This is a genomic window from Paenibacillus sp. strain BS8-2 (assembly GCF_054483835.1).
The window spans coordinates 513,550-530,165 of the sequence record NZ_CM137010.1 but is presented as its reverse complement, the minus strand read 5'-3'; the positions used below and the strand labels follow the sequence as shown (position 1 = coordinate 530,165).

The 16,616-nt window shown below is 52.6% G+C and carries 13 protein-coding genes and 1 tRNA gene; 10 read left to right on the top strand and 4 right to left on the bottom strand.

Annotation, left to right across the window (positions count from 1 at the left end):
- The first annotated feature begins 77 nt into the window (after positions 1–77).
- From ACX1C1_RS02210 to ACX1C1_RS02190, 5 genes are all read left to right on the top strand, one after another.
- A complete protein-coding gene (locus tag ACX1C1_RS02210) occupies positions 78–1,616 on the top strand; it encodes a sulfatase family protein (protein ID WP_458955565.1) in 1,539 nt (512 codons plus the stop codon).
- 183 nt (positions 1,617–1,799) lie between these two features.
- Positions 1,800–2,063 (top strand): HAD family hydrolase, encoded by a 264-nt coding sequence (locus ACX1C1_RS02205; protein WP_458955564.1) that lies wholly within the window; start codon positions 1,800–1,802, stop codon positions 2,061–2,063.
- 74 nt (positions 2,064–2,137) lie between these two features.
- Positions 2,138–2,737, top strand: a complete 600-nt coding sequence (locus ACX1C1_RS02200) for a DUF2087 domain-containing protein (RefSeq protein ID WP_458955563.1) — start codon at positions 2,138–2,140, stop codon at positions 2,735–2,737.
- 2 nt (positions 2,738–2,739) lie between these two features.
- On the top strand, positions 2,740–3,138 hold the full coding sequence (locus tag ACX1C1_RS02195; RefSeq protein ID WP_458955562.1) for a secondary thiamine-phosphate synthase enzyme YjbQ: 399 nt from the start codon (positions 2,740–2,742) through the stop codon (positions 3,136–3,138).
- 87 nt (positions 3,139–3,225) lie between these two features.
- Positions 3,226–3,510 (top strand): DUF2277 domain-containing protein, encoded by a 285-nt coding sequence (locus ACX1C1_RS02190; protein WP_458955561.1) that lies wholly within the window; start codon positions 3,226–3,228, stop codon positions 3,508–3,510.
- 41 nt (positions 3,511–3,551) lie between these two features.
- Here ACX1C1_RS02190 and gluQRS read toward each other — a convergent pair whose 3' ends face one another.
- The 3 genes from gluQRS to tatA all read right to left on the bottom strand — a co-directional run bounded on the left by gluQRS (position 3,552) and on the right by tatA (position 5,161).
- Positions 3,552–4,544 (bottom strand): tRNA glutamyl-Q(34) synthetase GluQRS, encoded by a 993-nt coding sequence (gene gluQRS, locus ACX1C1_RS02185; protein ID WP_458955560.1) that lies wholly within the window; start codon positions 4,542–4,544, stop codon positions 3,552–3,554.
- A gap of 167 nt (positions 4,545–4,711) precedes the next feature.
- Positions 4,712–4,788 (bottom strand) — tRNA-Asp (locus ACX1C1_RS02180).
- Positions 4,789–4,954: 166 nt separating this feature from the next.
- Positions 4,955–5,161 carry a twin-arginine translocase TatA/TatE family subunit gene (gene tatA, locus ACX1C1_RS02175; RefSeq protein ID WP_458955559.1) on the bottom strand — a complete coding sequence of 69 codons (207 nt, stop codon included), beginning with the start codon at positions 5,159–5,161 and terminating at the stop codon, positions 4,955–4,957.
- A gap of 51 nt (positions 5,162–5,212) precedes the next feature.
- On the opposite strand from tatA, the gene ACX1C1_RS02170 reads away from it, so the two are divergent.
- On the top strand, positions 5,213–5,476 hold the full coding sequence (locus tag ACX1C1_RS02170) for a c-type cytochrome (protein ID WP_458955558.1): 264 nt from the start codon (positions 5,213–5,215) through the stop codon (positions 5,474–5,476).
- Between the two features lie 593 nt (positions 5,477–6,069).
- Here ACX1C1_RS02170 and ACX1C1_RS02165 read toward each other — a convergent pair.
- Entirely contained in the window at positions 6,070–11,040 is a 4,971-nt protein-coding gene (locus ACX1C1_RS02165; protein WP_458955557.1) for an S-layer homology domain-containing protein, read from the bottom strand.
- Positions 11,041–11,415: 375 nt separating this feature from the next.
- Between ACX1C1_RS02165 and ACX1C1_RS02160 the strand changes: the two genes are divergently transcribed.
- The 4 genes from ACX1C1_RS02160 to ACX1C1_RS02145 all read left to right on the top strand — a co-directional run bounded on the left by ACX1C1_RS02160 (position 11,416) and on the right by ACX1C1_RS02145 (position 16,436).
- Positions 11,416–13,296 (top strand): assimilatory sulfite reductase (NADPH) flavoprotein subunit, encoded by a 1,881-nt coding sequence (locus ACX1C1_RS02160; RefSeq protein ID WP_458957574.1) that lies wholly within the window; start codon positions 11,416–11,418, stop codon positions 13,294–13,296.
- A 24-nt stretch (positions 13,297–13,320) separates the two neighbouring features.
- Entirely contained in the window at positions 13,321–15,063 is a 1,743-nt protein-coding gene (cysI, locus tag ACX1C1_RS02155; protein ID WP_458955556.1) for an assimilatory sulfite reductase (NADPH) hemoprotein subunit, read from the top strand.
- A 168-nt stretch (positions 15,064–15,231) separates the two neighbouring features.
- Positions 15,232–15,483: a DUF7667 family protein gene (locus ACX1C1_RS02150; protein WP_458955555.1), complete on the top strand. Its 252-nt coding sequence runs from the start codon at positions 15,232–15,234 to the stop codon at positions 15,481–15,483.
- Positions 15,484–15,665: 182 nt separating this feature from the next.
- On the top strand, positions 15,666–16,436 hold the full coding sequence (locus ACX1C1_RS02145; RefSeq protein ID WP_458955554.1) for a sugar phosphate isomerase/epimerase family protein: 771 nt from the start codon (positions 15,666–15,668) through the stop codon (positions 16,434–16,436).
- Positions 16,437–16,616 lie beyond the last annotated feature (180 nt).

Below are 16,616 nucleotides of genomic sequence, written 5' to 3'. Positions count from 1 at the left end.
TGATAGTTTAACCTGATATTCAGACATGGTCATGATACGGTTTGTTTACCTATAATTTTAGCATAAGAGGAGGATGGATGATGAAAAAACCTAACATATTGTTGATCACGAGCGATCAACAGCACTGGAATACAATCGGAGCTTTCAACGGGGAGCTGCAAACACCGAATCTGGATCGGCTGACTCGCGAGGGCACAACGTTTACAAGAGCCTATTGTCCCAATCCGACCTGCACGCCGACTCGCGCATCGATTATTACAGGAATGTATCCAAGTCAACATGGGGCATGGACATTAGGCACCAAGCTGCTAGAGGATCGACATACAGTCGGAGAGGACTTCCGTGATGCGGGATATTTGACGTCGTTAATTGGCAAGGCTCACTTCCAGCCTCTGAAGTCTACGGACGAATTCCCTTCGCTGGAGTCATATCCGATCTTGCAGGATTTGGACTACTGGCGTTCCTTCGATGAGCCGTTCTACGGCTTTGATCATGTGGAGCTGGCACGCAACCACACGAACGAAGGTCATGTCGGACAGCATTATGCCGCCTGGATGGAGGAGAAGGGCTGCTCGAACTGGCGGGATTATTTTGTAGCGCCTACGGGGACGATGGATCCGAATCACACCTATTCTTGGCCGATTCCAGAGGAGTATCACTACAATACATGGATAGCGGAACGGACAAACGCCAGACTGGAGCAGCATAAGGAAAACGACGAGCCGTTTTTCCTTTGGTCGAGCTTCTTCGACCCGCATCCGGAGTATCTTGCGCCGGAGCCATGGGATACGATGTACGATCCCGAAAGCTTGACGATTCCGAGCGCTGTGCCTGGCGAGCATGACAATAACCCGCCGCATTTCCGCATGACGCAGGAGGATGCTCCGGACTTCGCTGAGTGGAAGGAGACGGGAATGGGCATCCACGGCTACGGCTCCCATCAGTACTATATTTACGGAGATAGGAAGAAGCTGAGCGAATATGACAAGAAAAAGCTGGTAGCCGTTTATTACGGCATGATCAGCCTTATGGACAAATATATCGGACGCATCCTGGACAAGCTCGATGAGCTCGGCATGGCGGAGGATACAATTGTTGTGTTCACGACCGATCACGGGCATTTCTTCGGACAACATGGCTTGCAGCAGAAGGGCGGCTTCCATTACGAGGATCTGATCAAGCTGCCGTTTATCGTGCGGTATCCTGGTCATGTGCCGGCTGGAGCAACATCGGATGCAATTCAGTCGCTTGTTGATCTGGCCCCAACCTTCCTATCGTTCAGCGATATTCCGGTTCCCTATGCCATGACTGGCGTCGATCAGAAGGATGTCTGGCTGGGACGCAAGAGCGAGGTCAGGGATCATGCCATCTGCGAGTTCAGACATGAGCCAACAACGATCCATCAGAAAACCTACGTGGACAAACGCTACAAAATCACGGTCTACTATAATCAGACATACGGCGAAATTTTCGACTTGCAAGAGGACCCTGGCGAGCTCCGTAATTTATGGAATGACCCGGCATCCGCAGGTCTGAAGTCCGAGCTGCTCCTCAAGTATGCTTGGGCTGAGCTCGGCAAGGAGCCGATGCCGATGCCGCGGATTTGCGGGGCATAGCTCGGGCGGCGATGATTGTTTAAAGATTGCTACATGGAATTGCGAATGGTATGGAGCCTCGTACTCACGTTTGTTGTGGGTGTGGGGCTTATTTTAAATTCTAAGGATTCATAAGTTTGCATCTTATCTGAGTTTTGGATTCGCGGAGGAGCTCTGAGGACCCGCCGATGTCCCCAAGAGATCATGAATCGCTCAGTTAGTAAGGCTAGCGGAGTAGAACTGCTGCTTGAGCACTTTGGGATCCGTTTATCCCAAGTGATTGTGTTTGGTGACGATTATAATGACCTTGAACTTTTTGGATTGCCTGTTTATAGAGTTGCTATGTTTAACGCTGTAAACGAATTGAAAGAGCTAGCTAACCAAATAACGGAATCCAACGATAATGATGGCGTTGCCATCGTACTGGAGCAACTTCTAATAAGGGATAGTGGTAGATGTCGGGATTGACAACGGGAAGATAATCATGTAGTTTGATATTTATCTAATTAGATAAATATCAAAACACATAAGGGCGTGCAGCCATGCAATTGGACAAAATCGTGCAATACCACAAAGCGCTTTCGGATGCGACGAGAATACGAATGTTAGTCTTGCTCTCAGAGGGCGAGCTTAATGGTCAGGTACTGGCAGAGAAGCTGGCGCTCGCGCCGGCTACCATCACATTCCATGCAGCCAAGCTGAGGGAAGCGGCGCTCATCTACGAAAGAAGAGAGAAAAATGCCATTTATTTTTCCTTGAATCCTTATTTCCTTAAGAGTGGAGCCGAAGGTGTGCTGGGCCTTGTATTCAAAAAGAGAGGAGAGATTGGTATGATTGAGAAGGACGAATATACCAAATGGAAAGAATCGACGATCCGGAATTTCTTTTCCGCGGACGGAAGGCTAAAGACGATTCCCAGCCAGATGAAAAAGAAGCTGATCGTGCTAGAGCATCTGGCGAATAAGCTGTCGTTCGGGCGCCAATACGAAGAATCCGAGATCAATGCGTTTATTAAGCTTGTTCATGATGATTTTGCTACGATTCGCAGGGAACTTATTATGCATCAGTTCATGTTCCGGGAGAATGACAAGTACGAATTAAATCCGCGTGAGCTCTGGACGAAGTGGGAGGAGCTGAAATAACGATGAAAACTTACGCGCTGTCGACGAAAGACAGGGACGGTATGATTGATGTCACGGCTTATGTTCGCGAGGCAGTACGGGAGAGCGGCGTGCAAGAGGGATATGCGCTCGTGTATTGTCCTCATACAACAGCGGGCATGGCTATTAATGAAAATGCCGATCCAGACGTAGTAAGGGACGTGCTTCGCCGATTGGATGAGCTTTACCCATGGGAGCATCGGTTAGATCGTCACGCGGAAGGCAATACGGCCGCTCATCTCAAGGCGATTACTACGGGCACAAGCCAGATGGTGTTGATCTCGGGTGGCAAGCTTGTGCTCGGTACGTGGCAGGGCATTTATTTCTGTGAGTTTGACGGACCTCGCAGGCGAACGTTCCATGTGAAGGTGATAGGCGGATAGATGGAGCAGCTGGATGCCGTGGCTGTAATCAGAGCAAGCATGGTAACACGGTACAGACGATTAGCCATGCGGAAGGAGTGCATGTAGATGTGCAGAAATATTAGACCGTTGTTTAATTTCGAACCTGCCGCGTCGCCGGATGAGGTCGAAGCGGCGGCCCTTCAATATGTACGGAAGATATCTGGCTTCGTTCAGCCCTCCAAGGCGAACGAAGAAGCATTCCGCCGTGCTGTGGCGGAAGTGACCGAGGTCTCCCAGCGTCTTCTGGAGTCGCTTGTGACGAATTCCGAGCCCAAGAATCGGGAAGTCGAACGAGAACGGGCACGTGAGCGCAACGCCAAGCGATTCGGAGAAAAACCGGTAGAAGGGTAGCGCAGGCTGCATTGTTAGATTGATTCGCGATTCGCGTGGCTTCATCCTTTCCCCCGCAGCCAAAGAAGGTGATCATCCCCGATCGGAAGTGGCAGCTCGCCAGTCCGAAGCGGCGCGTAATGCGAGATGAGCTCAGACGCAGTGACAGGCTCCGGCGTATCCAGCCAGCCGGCAACATGTGCGAGCAGCCCGATGAGCCGCTCGGCCTTGACGTTCTCGCTGCGGAGCGCGGCAAGCGTAAGCGACTTGTCCCGCTTGGAGAATCGCTCGCCGCTCGCGTCTCCGAGCAGCGGTACATGGGCGAAAGCGGGCGCCGCATGGCCAAGCGCATCGTATAATGCAAGCTGTCTCGGCGTGGAGTCGAGCAGATCGGCGCCACGCACGACATCGGTGATGCCCATGGCGGCATCGTCAACAACGACGGCAAGCTGATATCCGAACATGCCATCCGCCCGCTTGACGACGAAGTCGCCGAGCGTGTCGCCGTCATAGGAGCGAACGCCAGCGTAGCCATCGACGAAAGCAATTGGCACGCTCGGCATAACAAAGCGGAGGGACGGCTCCTTATGGGCAGCTCTGGCAGCTCGCTCCTCCTTCGTCAGATGGCGGCAGAAGCCGGGATAAGCCGGTCCCTCGGAGGATAGACCGTGAGGAGCACTTGCAATAGAAGCAAGCTCGGCACGGCTGCAGAAGCATGGGTAGAGACGACCGGCGGCCCGAAGAGTATCCAGAGCAGCCTCATATAACTCATCGCGATGGCTTTGCTCGTATGGTTCATGAATACCTCCGATGCGAGGTCCCTCGTCCCAGTTAAGACCGAGCCAGAGCAAGTCGTCCTGTTGCTGCTCGGCAAAGGCGGGACGCGACCTCGGTTTGTCGATGTCCTCGATGCGAAGCAAGAATTCGCCGCCAGAATGGCGGATTTGCAGCCAAGCGACGAGAGCTGCGAATGCGTTGCCGATATGTAAGAGACCGGATGGCGTAGGAGCGAAACGGCCCCGGCGCTTGAGCGGTTGAATCGATGGAATCGGCATTAGGAGCCCACCTTCTGGTCGAAAATGATGTCAAGAAAACGAAGATGAAATGGTCTGATGGTCGTTCGATGCGTTAGCATCTTACTTCCCGAGCATACAAAAAAAGAGCAGCATAGCCGCTCTGTTCGTTATACATATAGGTTGGTTAGTCTGGAGTGAACTTCAAATGGCGGAGCTGACGGGATTCGAACCCGCGGTCTCCTGCGTGACAGGCAGGCATGTTAGGCCTCTACACCACAGCTCCACACTTAAAGTCGGTGTCTCGCAGACACAAGTAGTATCTTATCACGGTGCTGCGTGCTTTGACAAGCTTTTTGTTCTATTGAAGCATAAACGGTGCTCAAACGGGAATCCAGATGCGCGAAGAATCCAGACGCATGGAGATCAGAGCTTCATTAAAGGTGAGCTGCTTAAAGCAACTTTTGCATTTCGTCTTTACTTTCGATGGCTGCAGGGCTGGGAAGGTCATCTTCTACCATCTCACGTGTTGAGCTGCGGAATTCGCGCAGTGTGTCGCCGAATGCGCGACCGAGCATTGGCAGCTTGGACGGACCAAATACGATGAGCGCGATGAGCAGGATGATGATGAGCCCGGATACCCCGATATTATTGAACATAGGAATCACCTCGTTTTCCATGTCATTCCATGTATTTTGCTTCATTATTGCGTGGCTTATGCGTTTCGTTTGGCGGGAGGCGTTGTTGATGCAGCCGCTGCAGAGGCGCTTTACAAAAACAGCTGTATCGGCTGCCATGCTGCAGATCTTGCGGGCGGAGTAGGACCGAATTTGCAGAAAGTCGGCGGCGAGATGACGACGGATGAAATTCACGATAAAATCGCCAAAGGCGGCGGAGGTATGCCAGGTTTCAAAGATCAATTGACGGACGCCGAAATCGACTCGCTAGTCGGTTGGCTTGCCGCCAAGAAGTAACGAAGCATTGATAGGTATGCGGGAAATTGAAAAGCCGTTTCGCCATGATCCGGGATCATGTTGCGAAACGGCTTTTGTGCATTCGGCGTGTGTTTAGGACTGTGTTTGTCGTAACGGTACTGCGAACGCCTGTAGGAGTGACTTCTCTTGTATGAGTGGTAGTGGTGGCACATCCGTCAGCGTTCTGGCACTCGATTTCTGGCTAGTTCATTATCATAGATCATTATCATCAAACATTGATGTATTTTATACAGGTAAATTTTCAAATTGTATGCCTTTGGAGAAGGTTTGATGTAGTTTGTACAGGATTCTAATGGCTTGAACCTGTTTCCAGGGGTGGAGGCTCCAAAAGTCCTGTACCAATTACATGATTTTTAATTTTCCCCAGACTTAGGAGGCGAGAATGCTGTACAAAATGAAGGATTCGATCCTCCAAAAGGACCCGCCGCTATAATCCAACAACTACCGCTCGAAAAAACATCAGCCACAAAGTACAGACTTCAGGCCGCCGAGGCGGGACGGATGCTCGTGAAACAGCGTCCAGTCCCACAGCCAGCTGTTGCGATAGTGTGAAAATAATCTAGATATACATCCTATGATTGCTCTAATCTAAACAACAAACGAGACAACATCACAGCCGCTTCGGAGCGAGTCGCAGATTTGCCAGGCTGCAGCATGCCTGCCGGCGTACCTTGCAAGATGCCTGCCCTCACCATATCAGCTAGCGGCGAGCGTGCCCACTTGCTGATCGATGCGGCATCCAGGTACCTGTTCAAGACAGCAACAGCATTGCCGTCTCCGCCCATATCGGACATCGTTGCATCAGCAGCACCAGCTTCAGAATTCTCCGCTATAACAATACCCTCGAGCGAAGCTCCTATTCCTGAATAGCTTGTTTGCTTCAGCGCTCTGCTCAGCATGACGGTTATTTGCTCACGCGTGATCCAGGCATCCGGACGGAAGGTCCCATCATCATAACCAGTGACAAGTCCAAATCGTTCGGCAGCAGCGACAGCTTCCGCATACCATGCGTCAGGATCGATATCAGTAAACGAGGATTGGCCGCCATACAGTCCAAAGGCGCGTACCAGCATTGCCGCGAATTGAGCACGAGTTACGTTCTCGTCTGGAGAGAAAGTGTCCATAGCTACACCTTCAATAAATAAACGACTCGCCAGCCATTCGACTTCGGAACGGGACCAGTGTTGGCTAAGATCGTCGAAGACACGATTGATATCGACCGCTGCGTAGATGCTGTTACCGGTTCTAAGCATTCGGATAAAGGAAATGTCACCATCCTGCTCGATATACGAAGGTACACCGGAGAAGCTGCCGGTCGCCGGATCGTAGACGGCTCCAGCTAGATTAGAGGATTCATACCCCTCTGGAAGCGGGATGTATCGAGCGGCGTAACCTGGCAGCTCAGTTACATCGATGTTACCGGCGGCACCTTGGATGGAGACTGCGAAATCGATAGCTTGCGACACCAGCTTAATTCCGTTAGCTTCTGCATCTATCTCCATTTGCCGAGCTTGCTCTCCCGTCAATGTGCTGATCTTCAAAGAAACGGTAGTTCCTTCCGGCATACTTTCCAGCATGCTTAGATCAGACGCAGACCATAGCGACTTCGTGGAGATCTGATAGCGGCCGAATACTGTATGCAGCTCTAGGATAATGCCATCATTGCTGGCATCGGTCGTTACCAGCGACATCAGGCTTGCTAGCGGGAGCGCCACTTCCATACGATCAGCTAATGGGTCTCCATCAAGCTTCATAGTTATACCATTCCGGTTGGCATCCAACAAAGCACCCGCTTGAGCCAGATTGGATGGAGTCAGCCGAGCAATATATGCCTTCCTACCATCCGAGGAGGTCTGCAACGTCCCAGACGCATGGATGAACGCGCCAGCGTCGTGACGTGAAACGATAGGTTGAGGCGGCAAAACAATCGAACCTAATTCACCGTCACCATTCCCATTACCGTCCCCATCGCCATCCCCATCACCGCTGCCCGGTTCATCGTTCTTTTTCCCATAGGCCCGAACATTGTCCAAATAATATGCATTTGCGGAATTGTTGTTGGCTGTGAAGCTTTGGATGACGGCGATATCTGCTACCGTGTTAAACAATCCGATCTGCTCCAGCGCCAGCTCGCCATCCACATAGATGTCCGCTTTGCCCGTTGCCAGGTTGGCGACGATGCTGATGGCATACCAAACGCCTGCTTCGTAGTTCATGAGAAAAGGTACGTACCCGCCGTTTGTCCGATAAGCCAAATGTCCGCCGTTTGTTTCGATTGCCACAGCAGCATAGCTGTTGCTTGTCGAGCCTGCTCCGGCTCCAGATGTAAGACGGAATACCTTGACCGAGTTGGCTTTGCTCTCCTGCATGAAATCAAAGGAAGCCCCGGCGATGGCCGTTTGCCCTTCAAATGTTCGATCCCCCAATACGATGCCGCTTCGATCGTCGAAGAATCGAATGCTTTTATCCGTACTGCTAGGCAACTCTGCTACGGTGAGCGTACCGCTTTCTTCGAGTATGGCGTAATGCTGAGGTGCGGCACCTGTTTCTTGATCGTCAAAATGATCCTCCAGCAGCATACGAAGCTCGGACAGCTCCGTCAGATCGGTCAGAGAAGCGCTGGTAGCAGCAGACAGTTCGCTTGCTCCCGCCGCATTAACGGCAGCTACCGCGTATTCGTACGTTATCCCCTGTGCAGCTGTCCGATCTTCGAAGGAATGTTCGAATATAGAACCATCGAGAATAACAAAGCTTTCCGTCTCGGCGACACGGCGATATAAAACATAATAATCTGTACCGTTCGAAGCCTGCCAAGAAACCGAAATCTTCGTGCTGCCTCCGGAAGCCGTAACGCCCGCTGGAACGGAAGGAATGGCTAGCTCTCTCGGCGTCGCGGTTACTTGGATTGATGCGTTACTCTCACCATTGTCGTTGACCGCACGAACGACATAATAGTATGGAACACCGTTACTTACCCCTAGGTCTGTATAAGATGTCTCAACAATTGTTTCCAGCAGGTCGAAAGGTCCTTCGGACGACTCGCTGCGATACACGTTATAGCGATCGGCCGCACCGACTTCCCCCCAACGAAGCTGGATCTCGCCGTCGCTTTCGATGGCGAGCAGTCCGCTAGGCGCGGTTGGTGCTTCTTCAGGAGCATCTGATGGTGTCCCGCTATAGCTGCTCGTGCTCAGCCAGTTCTCTGTTGACCAGTACAGCTCACCCGCGCCTGCTCCAGAACCGTTAGCACCGCTCAAGAGCGAGCTAAGTCCGGGGGTTTCCTGCGGCTCGTACAGATAAGGAAGCTCGCCCGACGCTGTATTCCAAGCAAATGGCAACGGTTCGGCCGGCATAGGAGCAAGCGGACTATCAGGCGAATCGCTGTCGCCGGAGTATGTAGCTCCGTCGAGCGAATAATCGATGCCGGTTGCTTTGATGGCACCCGTGAAACGTGGATCTACATCTTCCTTCTGATTGTTGCGAAGGGGGTACAGAACATCCGTGATCACGCTGTTCTCTATGAATACGGCCCCGCCTTCCGTAGAAATTGCACCGTTGCTTGTCACGCCGAAGTGGTAGCCAGCCTCGGCGATCGCTGCGGCAACCTCTGGCGTCAGCCTTTTGCTCGCGTTATGAGCTCCCGTGTTGTTGACGACGATGTTGTAGACATGCGCATTGCCAGCCCGGAGGCGCGGGATTCGGTCCATCATGTCCGTATACAAGTTGTGATGCAGCGTGATCGCAAGCTCTGCATTGTCGGCAGCAAGCTCGGACGCACCGATGAGATGCCCCTTCTTCTGACCTGCAGCAATTGCGATAATATCTGCTTTGGTCAAACCGGCGCCTAGCAGTGCTTCGTACATCGGATATTTGGCTGGCAATCGGTCGAGCGCTTCGATCTGCTCGCTAACCCAGCTTCCCTGCTTGCCGTCGTCGCCCTCAAAGCGGCTCCAGGAAATCGTGATGCCATTACTGCCGCCTTTGGCGTCGACGACACCGTCATACGATTTGCCGAAGGTAGCGTGGTCGATCCATACCTTGCTTGTTCCGCTCTCCAATGAAATATAGTCCCAATCGTTGCGATCGTAATCGCCGTTCGTTGCTTCGTCCCATTCCCACAGCTCATCGAATTTCAAATTACGAATTACGATGTTGGTGCTCGCCCGGAAGACAAGGGAAGCATGGCGAATGGCAGATCCGTTGCGGGAGAAGATGGTGAGCCCATTCGCATTGTCTATGGTGATCTTGCTGACGCCAGTCTTCAATAATATAGGGTGCAGGAGCGGTTCATTATGTTTGGCAAAAGGAGACCGTTTCGCGCTCTCCGGAATTTCGTTCCAGCCTAAATCCAGATCGTTCATAATTTCGATGACCTTGGCGCCGGAATCGGGCTGCAGCGCATCATGGAATTCAGCGGCGTTCGTTATTTTTCGATAGGAGGGATCATCCTCTGGGATGACGCCTCCGCCGCTGGCGTACGTTGCAAAGCCGGACAGCTCGTATAGGCCTGGCACAGTCAAGCCAGTGGGGATGGCCGACGTCTGCTCGGAATCGTCGCTCAGACCGTTCGTGTTGCCTGCGTTGACGACGAAATAATAAGGGACACCGTTCGTAAGTCCGTCAATCGTTGCGGTTGTTCCTGACGCTTCATCTAACAACGGATATGGTCCGCCATCCGCGGTGCCGCCTTTTATCTGATAGTAGGTGGCTCCCGTTACGGTGTTCCATGAGAGATCGACCGCCCCGTCCTTGGCAACGGCGACTAAGCCGTCAGGCAGGCTCGGGGGATCGCTGCTATCTACGATCGAATCGGAGTCGAACACCTCTTGGCCATCCACGACCCAAGTGATTTGGTCGAAAACGGCAGAACCGGCTGAGACGGCCAATCCGACGTGAAGCGTAGATAGATTCAGATGTGTATAGTGGTTCTTGTCGTTATTGTTGAAGTTGGTTCGGGATACATAATTGGTGCCGCCATCCGTTGAGTATGAGAAGGCGAGGTTGTTGTCCGTTCTTTGGATGCGCAAATAAACGGGACCGCCAAGCTCCGTGCCGAGGGCAGTCGTTCCTCCGCCCGTACCGTCAAGTCTTCTGTAATCGCGTACTTGATAGCTGCCTGAGCTGTAATAGAGGCCAAGGGCAACCATCTTGGATGCGGCGTCCGATCCGTCCTTTACCATGAGTGCCGCCCATGCGTTGGACGGGTTAGGCACGAATGCGCTGATGCGGGCCGTGAAGGTGAAATCCTTGTTTCCGATAACAGGCATAAAGGAGTAGACCACGTTGTCACCGGACGAATCGATTTTGCCGGCTGCAGCAGACATCGACAGCTGATTGTTTGCAAATTGAGCCGATGCCTCACCAGGCTTCGAGGACTCGCTCGCATACATACTGACTGCGCTCCATGAATCGGGCAGATTCGCCGTTACTACAGGATCAGCGGCAGCTGATACAATAGCGCTTGGCAGCGGGGATACGATGGCAAGCTGCGCAACCATGGTCGCCGCGAGGATGGTCCCGAGCCAGTGTTTGTGACGTTTCATCTTCCTGTTGCACCTCCATTGGATATAGGTATGTAAACGCTTACCGTTTCTTCGCCAGTATAGGAGACTCCGGGAGGTACCACAATAATCATCGCGCCAGTAATCGTGTTTAGCGACCTAAGAGGCGGATAATCATTTGTTCGGGTCATAATCACTTTGTTGGTCGCGGAGCGCAGCGGTGAACGTTTCTCCAGTCGCGGGACACGGTTCTTGCAATCATAAGAAAAGTTCACGTATGAATTCAATATTTCTTATAGACATAATTCGTCAATTTCATTGACCGAAACTAGCGTCTATGATAATTTTAGAGCAGGATAAATTCATACTTGGAAACTTGGAATTGAAGTGCATAGATTCGATGTGAGGTGGATGCAGTTGCAACTTAAGGTGACGAACAGTCCGTTTAACGAAACGCAGGTAGAGCTGCTTAACAAGCTGTTGCCGACTTTGACGGATTCCCAGATTCAGTGGCTTAACGGATACACGACTTTCTATCGTACAGGCGCCGCATCCGCGGAATCCGCGGTAGCATTGCAAGAACAATCGCCGGTTGCGGTTGCGGCAGCGCTTCCAGTTCTAGAAGCGGTTGAAGCTGCAGCGCCTGCATTGCCGCGCGAAGCAACCATTTTATTCGGTTCGCAGACGGGTAATTCGCAGCGTCTAGCTGGCAAGCTCGCCGCTCAGCTCAAGGAGCAGGGCTTCGATGTCACATTGTCGGCGATGAATGCTTTCAAGACGAACGGACTTAAGAAGGCTCCTTATTTGTTTATCGTGGCAAGCACGCATGGTGAAGGCGATCCGCCGGATAACGCGTTGACGTTCCACGAGTTCTTGCTGGGCAAGCGCGCGCCTAAGCTCGATGGCATGAAGTTCTCCGTGCTGGCGCTCGGCGATACATCATACGAATTCTTCTGCAAAACAGGTCAAGATTTCGACTCTCGCCTCGCTGAGCTTGGCGCAGAACGGATCGCGCCGCGCATGGATTGCGACGTCGACTTCGATGGACCTGCAACGCAATGGCTGGCTAGCGTGATTAGCGCTGTGACGGCAGCTCCTGCAGCAGCAGCTTCAAGTGCGACGGCAGCGGCTCCTGCAGCATCCTCCACGGCAGCCGGGGAATCGGAGTTTTCCCGTGCCAACCCGTTCAAGGCGGAGCTGTTGACGACGGTTAACCTTAATGGACGCGGATCCGACCGCGAAACTCGCCACCTCGAAATCTCGCTCGAAGGCTCCGGCCTGACATACGAGCCAGGCGACTGCGTCGGTATCTATCCGGAGAACGATCCCGCACTTGTTGACGCGATCATCGCCGAGATGAAGTGGAGCGGCACCGAGAACGTAGTACCGGGCAAGGATGGAGATGGAGAGGACGGCCAACTGCGCGGAGCGCTGCTCCGCCAATTCGAGATTACGGTTCTGACGCGTCCGCTGATCGAGAAAGCAGCGGCATTCTCCGAGAACGGCAAGCTTGCCGAACTGAGCCTGCCGGATAACAGAGAAGCGTTTAAGGCTTATGCCAATGGACGCGATCTGTTGGATCTGCTCCAGGACTTTGGTCCTTGGAAGCTGTCTGCAGCGGATCTCGTATCCATTCTGCGCAAGCTGCCGCCTCGCCTGTACTCCATCGCGAGCAGCAACAAAGCGAATCCGGATGAAGTGCATGTCACGATTCGTAAGGTCGAGTATGAAGCACATGGACGGAAACGGGGCGGCGTATGCTCCGTGCAAGTGTCTGAACGAGTGGAAGCGGGAGATACCCTGCCGATCTTCATTCAGAACAATCCGAACTTCAAGCTGCCTGTCAACTCCGAAACGCCGGTTATCATGATCGGACCGGGTACGGGCGTCGCGCCATTCCGCGCATTCCTGGAGGAGCGCGAAGAGCTTGGCTCGGAAGGGAAAACATGGTTGTTCTACGGTGATCGCCACTTCGTGACAGACTTCCTCTACCAGACGGACTGGCAGCGGATGCTGAAGGACGGCGTTCTGACGAAGCTGGATGTTGCGTTCTCCCGCGATTCGGAGGAGAAGGTTTATGTACAGCACAGAATGCTGCAGCAAGGAGCCGAGCTCTACGCATGGCTTCAAGAGGGTGCGCATGTTTACGTGTGCGGCGACGAAAAACATATGGCGCATGACGTCCACTCGGCACTGCTGACGATTATCGAGCAGCAGGGCGGAGTCAGCGCAGAAGCAGCAGCGGCATATGTAGCTGATCTGCAAGCGAACGGGCGCTACCAGCGCGACGTCTACTAGAGGAAGAGAAAGGAGCGGACAGCAGTGACGAAACAGAAAGTACAACCAGTTGGCGGGCCTCCGAGCGATGTCGAGCAACTGAAAATAGAGAGTAACTATTTGCGCGGGTCTCTTGTGGAGACGTTGGCTAATCGCGTAACAGGCGGCATGACCGAGCTGGATAACCGATTGATGAAATTCCACGGCAGTTATATGCAGGATGACCGCGATGTGCGGAACGAACGCCAGAAGCAGAAGCTGGAGCCTTCGTACCAATTCATGCTGCGTGTCGTGACGCCAGGCGGCGTTTCGACGCCGGAGCAATGGCTGGAGATCGACAAGCTGGCGCAGAAGTACGGCAGCGGCAGCATCCGTCTGACGACCAGACAGGCATTCCAATTGCATGGCGTTCTGAAGTGGAACCTAAAGCAAACGATTCGTCAGATCAACGACGTGATGCTGACGACGCTTGCGGCTTGCGGCGACGTTAACCGTAACGTTATGTGTACGCCGAATCCGGAGCAATCCGAGGTTCACAGCGAGGTTCAAATGTGGTCGGAGCGTCTAACGACGCATCTGGCTCCGAAGACGCCAGCCTACCACGAAATTTGGCTGGATGGCGAGAAGGTGGATACCGGCGAGAAGCCGAAAGCGGAGTCCGGCCTTACGGGCAATGCGGTGGAACCGATGTATGGACCGGTCTATCTGCCGCGTAAGTTCAAGATCGGCATTGCAGTACCGCCTTCCAACGATGTGGATGTGTATTCGCAGGATCTTGGTTACATCGCCATTATGGAGAAGGGCAAGCTGCTTGGCTTTAACGTAATTGTAGGCGGCGGCATGGGTATGACCCACGGCGATACGAACACGTATCCGCAGCTTGGCCGTGTCATTGGCTTCTGTACGCCAGATCAAATTCTTGATGTAGCGGAGAAGACGATTACGATTCAACGCGATTATGGCAACCGTTCCGTACGGAAGTACGCCCGGTTCAAATATACGGTCGACCGTCACGGTCTCGACTGGTTCGTGGGCGAGCTCCACGAGCGTATGGGATGGGAGCTGGCGCCGGCTCGTCCGTTCAGCTTCGACTCGAATGGCGACCGTTACGGCTGGAACAAAAACAAAAACGGCAAATGGAATTTCACGATCTATGTGAACAGCGGCCGTATTATCGATACCGACGAGAGCAAGCTGATGACCGGTCTTCGCGAGATCGCCAAGTTCCATACGGGCGACTTCCGCTTGACGGCGAATCAGAATTTGATCATCGGCAATATCGCGGCGAAGGACAAGAAAAAGATTACCGGTCTGATGGAGCAACACGGCATCACAGACGGCTCGGAGCTTGTCGCGATGCGCCGCAGCTCGATCTCTTGTGTGGCGCTGCCTACCTGCGGACTTGCAATGGCAGAGGCAGAGCGTTATCTTCCAACGCTGATCGAGAAGCTGGAGCCTGTGCTTACAGACGCAGGTTTGCGCGACGAAGAAATCAACATCCGTATGACCGGCTGCCCCAATGGCTGCGGTCGTCCGGCGCTCGGCGAAGTATCGTTTATCGGCAAATCTCCGGGCAAATACAACATGTATCTGGGCGCTGGCTTCTCCGGCGATCGTCTCAGCAAGCTGTACCGCGAGAACATTGGCGAAACGGAAATCGTCGACACGCTGACTCCGATTCTTCATCACTTTGCATCGGATCGTGAGCAAGGCGAACACTTTGGCGATTTCGTCATCCGCAATGGTTACATCAAAGCGGTTACCGACGGCACCAACTTCCATAGCTAAGCCATCAACAAGGTTGTCCCTTAAGTCGTGCATGTTGACGACTTGTGGGGCGGCCTCTTTTTGTAATATAGGAAAATCGAGTTGCGATCAGGTTTGCAACCATGCGCCGCCGGACATGCTGATAAGACCAGGCTTATCAGGTCTATTCCATTGGAGGAGGGGATTTACATGGTTGGCATTCATCCCGTTCATCGCCGTATGGCGGAGTTAACGCTCAAAGCCAGAGCGACAGGGGGTTATCACATGTTGTCGTTGCTGGAGAAGAGGGAGTTTGAGCACTGTATGAAAGTAAACTTCGATCTCGTATCTAATCTTGATTCGTTAAAGTCGGTTGCGTTCGTTGCGTATACGAGCGGAGACGCCGAATGGCATCAGGAGTTGTGCGCCAAAATCGAGGAGCTTGAATCGAAGCTGCTTTAGCAGGTGCTGCTATAGCCGAAGCTACTTAATCGAATATGAGATTGTCCGTTAATAGGTCAACCAGAGTTAAACGGAGCAGCTCTTTCATTAATACGAAGCAAGCGGAATCGAGCGAGGGTGGTATACTCATCGTATAAGGATTGTAATGACAACCATTAACGATGAGAAGGCGGCGAACTTTGATGAAAAAATCGATGATAGCAGCACAGCTATACACGCTTAGAGAATTCTGCAAGGACGAGGCAGGTCTGCGTGAATCGCTGCGCAAGGTCAAAGAGATCGGCTATGAAGCCGTGCAAGTATCCGGGGTAGGCCCGATCGATCCCCAGATCGTGAAAGCGATTGCGGACGAGTATGGTCTCACGATCTGCGCGACGCATGTCGGTTATGATGCATTGACGACTGATCTGGAAGCAACCATCGAAAAACATAAGCTGTGGAATTGCAAATACGTTGGACTTGGCGCTATTCCTGAATCGTTCCGTAATGCGGGCGGAGAGGGCTACTCTGAATTCGCAGGTATTGCGACAGATATCGGACGCAAGCTGAATGAGGCTGGCCTGCAATTTATTTATCACAACCATCATTTCGAATATACCAAATACGAAGGTCGTACAGGCATGAGCATCCTGCAAAACGACAGCGATAAAGACGCCGTTCATTTCGAGCTGGATATGTATTGGGTACAAGCAGGCGGCGCTAGCCCTGTAGAAGCTGCACATGAGGTTGATGGCCGTATGCGCGTTGTACATCTCAAAGACATGGCGATCGTTGATAATAAACAAGTGTTCGCAGAAATCGGCGAAGGCAACATGAACTTCCCGGCAATCATTGCTGCTTGCCGCGAGATCGGCGTTGAGTGGTACGTGGTTGAGCAGGACGTATGCCTGCGCGATCCGTTCGAAAGCTTGGCGATCAGCTATCGTTACCTCAGCACTTTGGCTGAAGAGTAGAACGATAACTCATTTAATTGAAAGAATAAAGCCTTCATTTCTCGCTTGTACAGTGGGGGATGAAGGCTTTTTTTGTATAGGATAATAAAAGTGTGTCCGGATTGAATTGCTCATGGCCGCCTAGTTCATACGTATTCTCGAGGTTGGGTGGCCGGAAAGATGTGTAGAATGCAGGATTGT

Excerpts from the sequence above, each read along its gene's own strand:
- ACX1C1_RS02165 (WP_458955557.1), bottom strand. The coding sequence starts at position 11,040 with ATGAAACGTCACAAACACTGGCTCGGGACCATCCTCGCGGCGACCATG.
- ACX1C1_RS02190 (WP_458955561.1), top strand. The coding sequence starts at position 3,226 with ATGTGCAGAAATATTAGACCGTTGTTTAATTTCGAACCTGCCGCGTCG.
- ACX1C1_RS02205 (WP_458955564.1), top strand. The coding sequence starts at position 1,800 with ATGAATCGCTCAGTTAGTAAGGCTAGCGGAGTAGAACTGCTGCTTGAG.
- ACX1C1_RS02195 (WP_458955562.1), top strand. The coding sequence starts at position 2,740 with ATGAAAACTTACGCGCTGTCGACGAAAGACAGGGACGGTATGATTGAT.
- ACX1C1_RS02210 (WP_458955565.1), top strand. The coding sequence starts at position 78 with ATGATGAAAAAACCTAACATATTGTTGATCACGAGCGATCAACAGCAC.
- ACX1C1_RS02200 (WP_458955563.1), top strand. The coding sequence starts at position 2,138 with ATGCAATTGGACAAAATCGTGCAATACCACAAAGCGCTTTCGGATGCG.
- ACX1C1_RS02145 (WP_458955554.1), top strand. The coding sequence starts at position 15,666 with ATGAAAAAATCGATGATAGCAGCACAGCTATACACGCTTAGAGAATTC.
- tatA (WP_458955559.1), bottom strand. The coding sequence starts at position 5,161 with ATGTTCAATAATATCGGGGTATCCGGGCTCATCATCATCCTGCTCATC.
- gluQRS (WP_458955560.1), bottom strand. The coding sequence starts at position 4,544 with ATGCCGATTCCATCGATTCAACCGCTCAAGCGCCGGGGCCGTTTCGCT.
- ACX1C1_RS02150 (WP_458955555.1), top strand. The coding sequence starts at position 15,232 with ATGGTTGGCATTCATCCCGTTCATCGCCGTATGGCGGAGTTAACGCTC.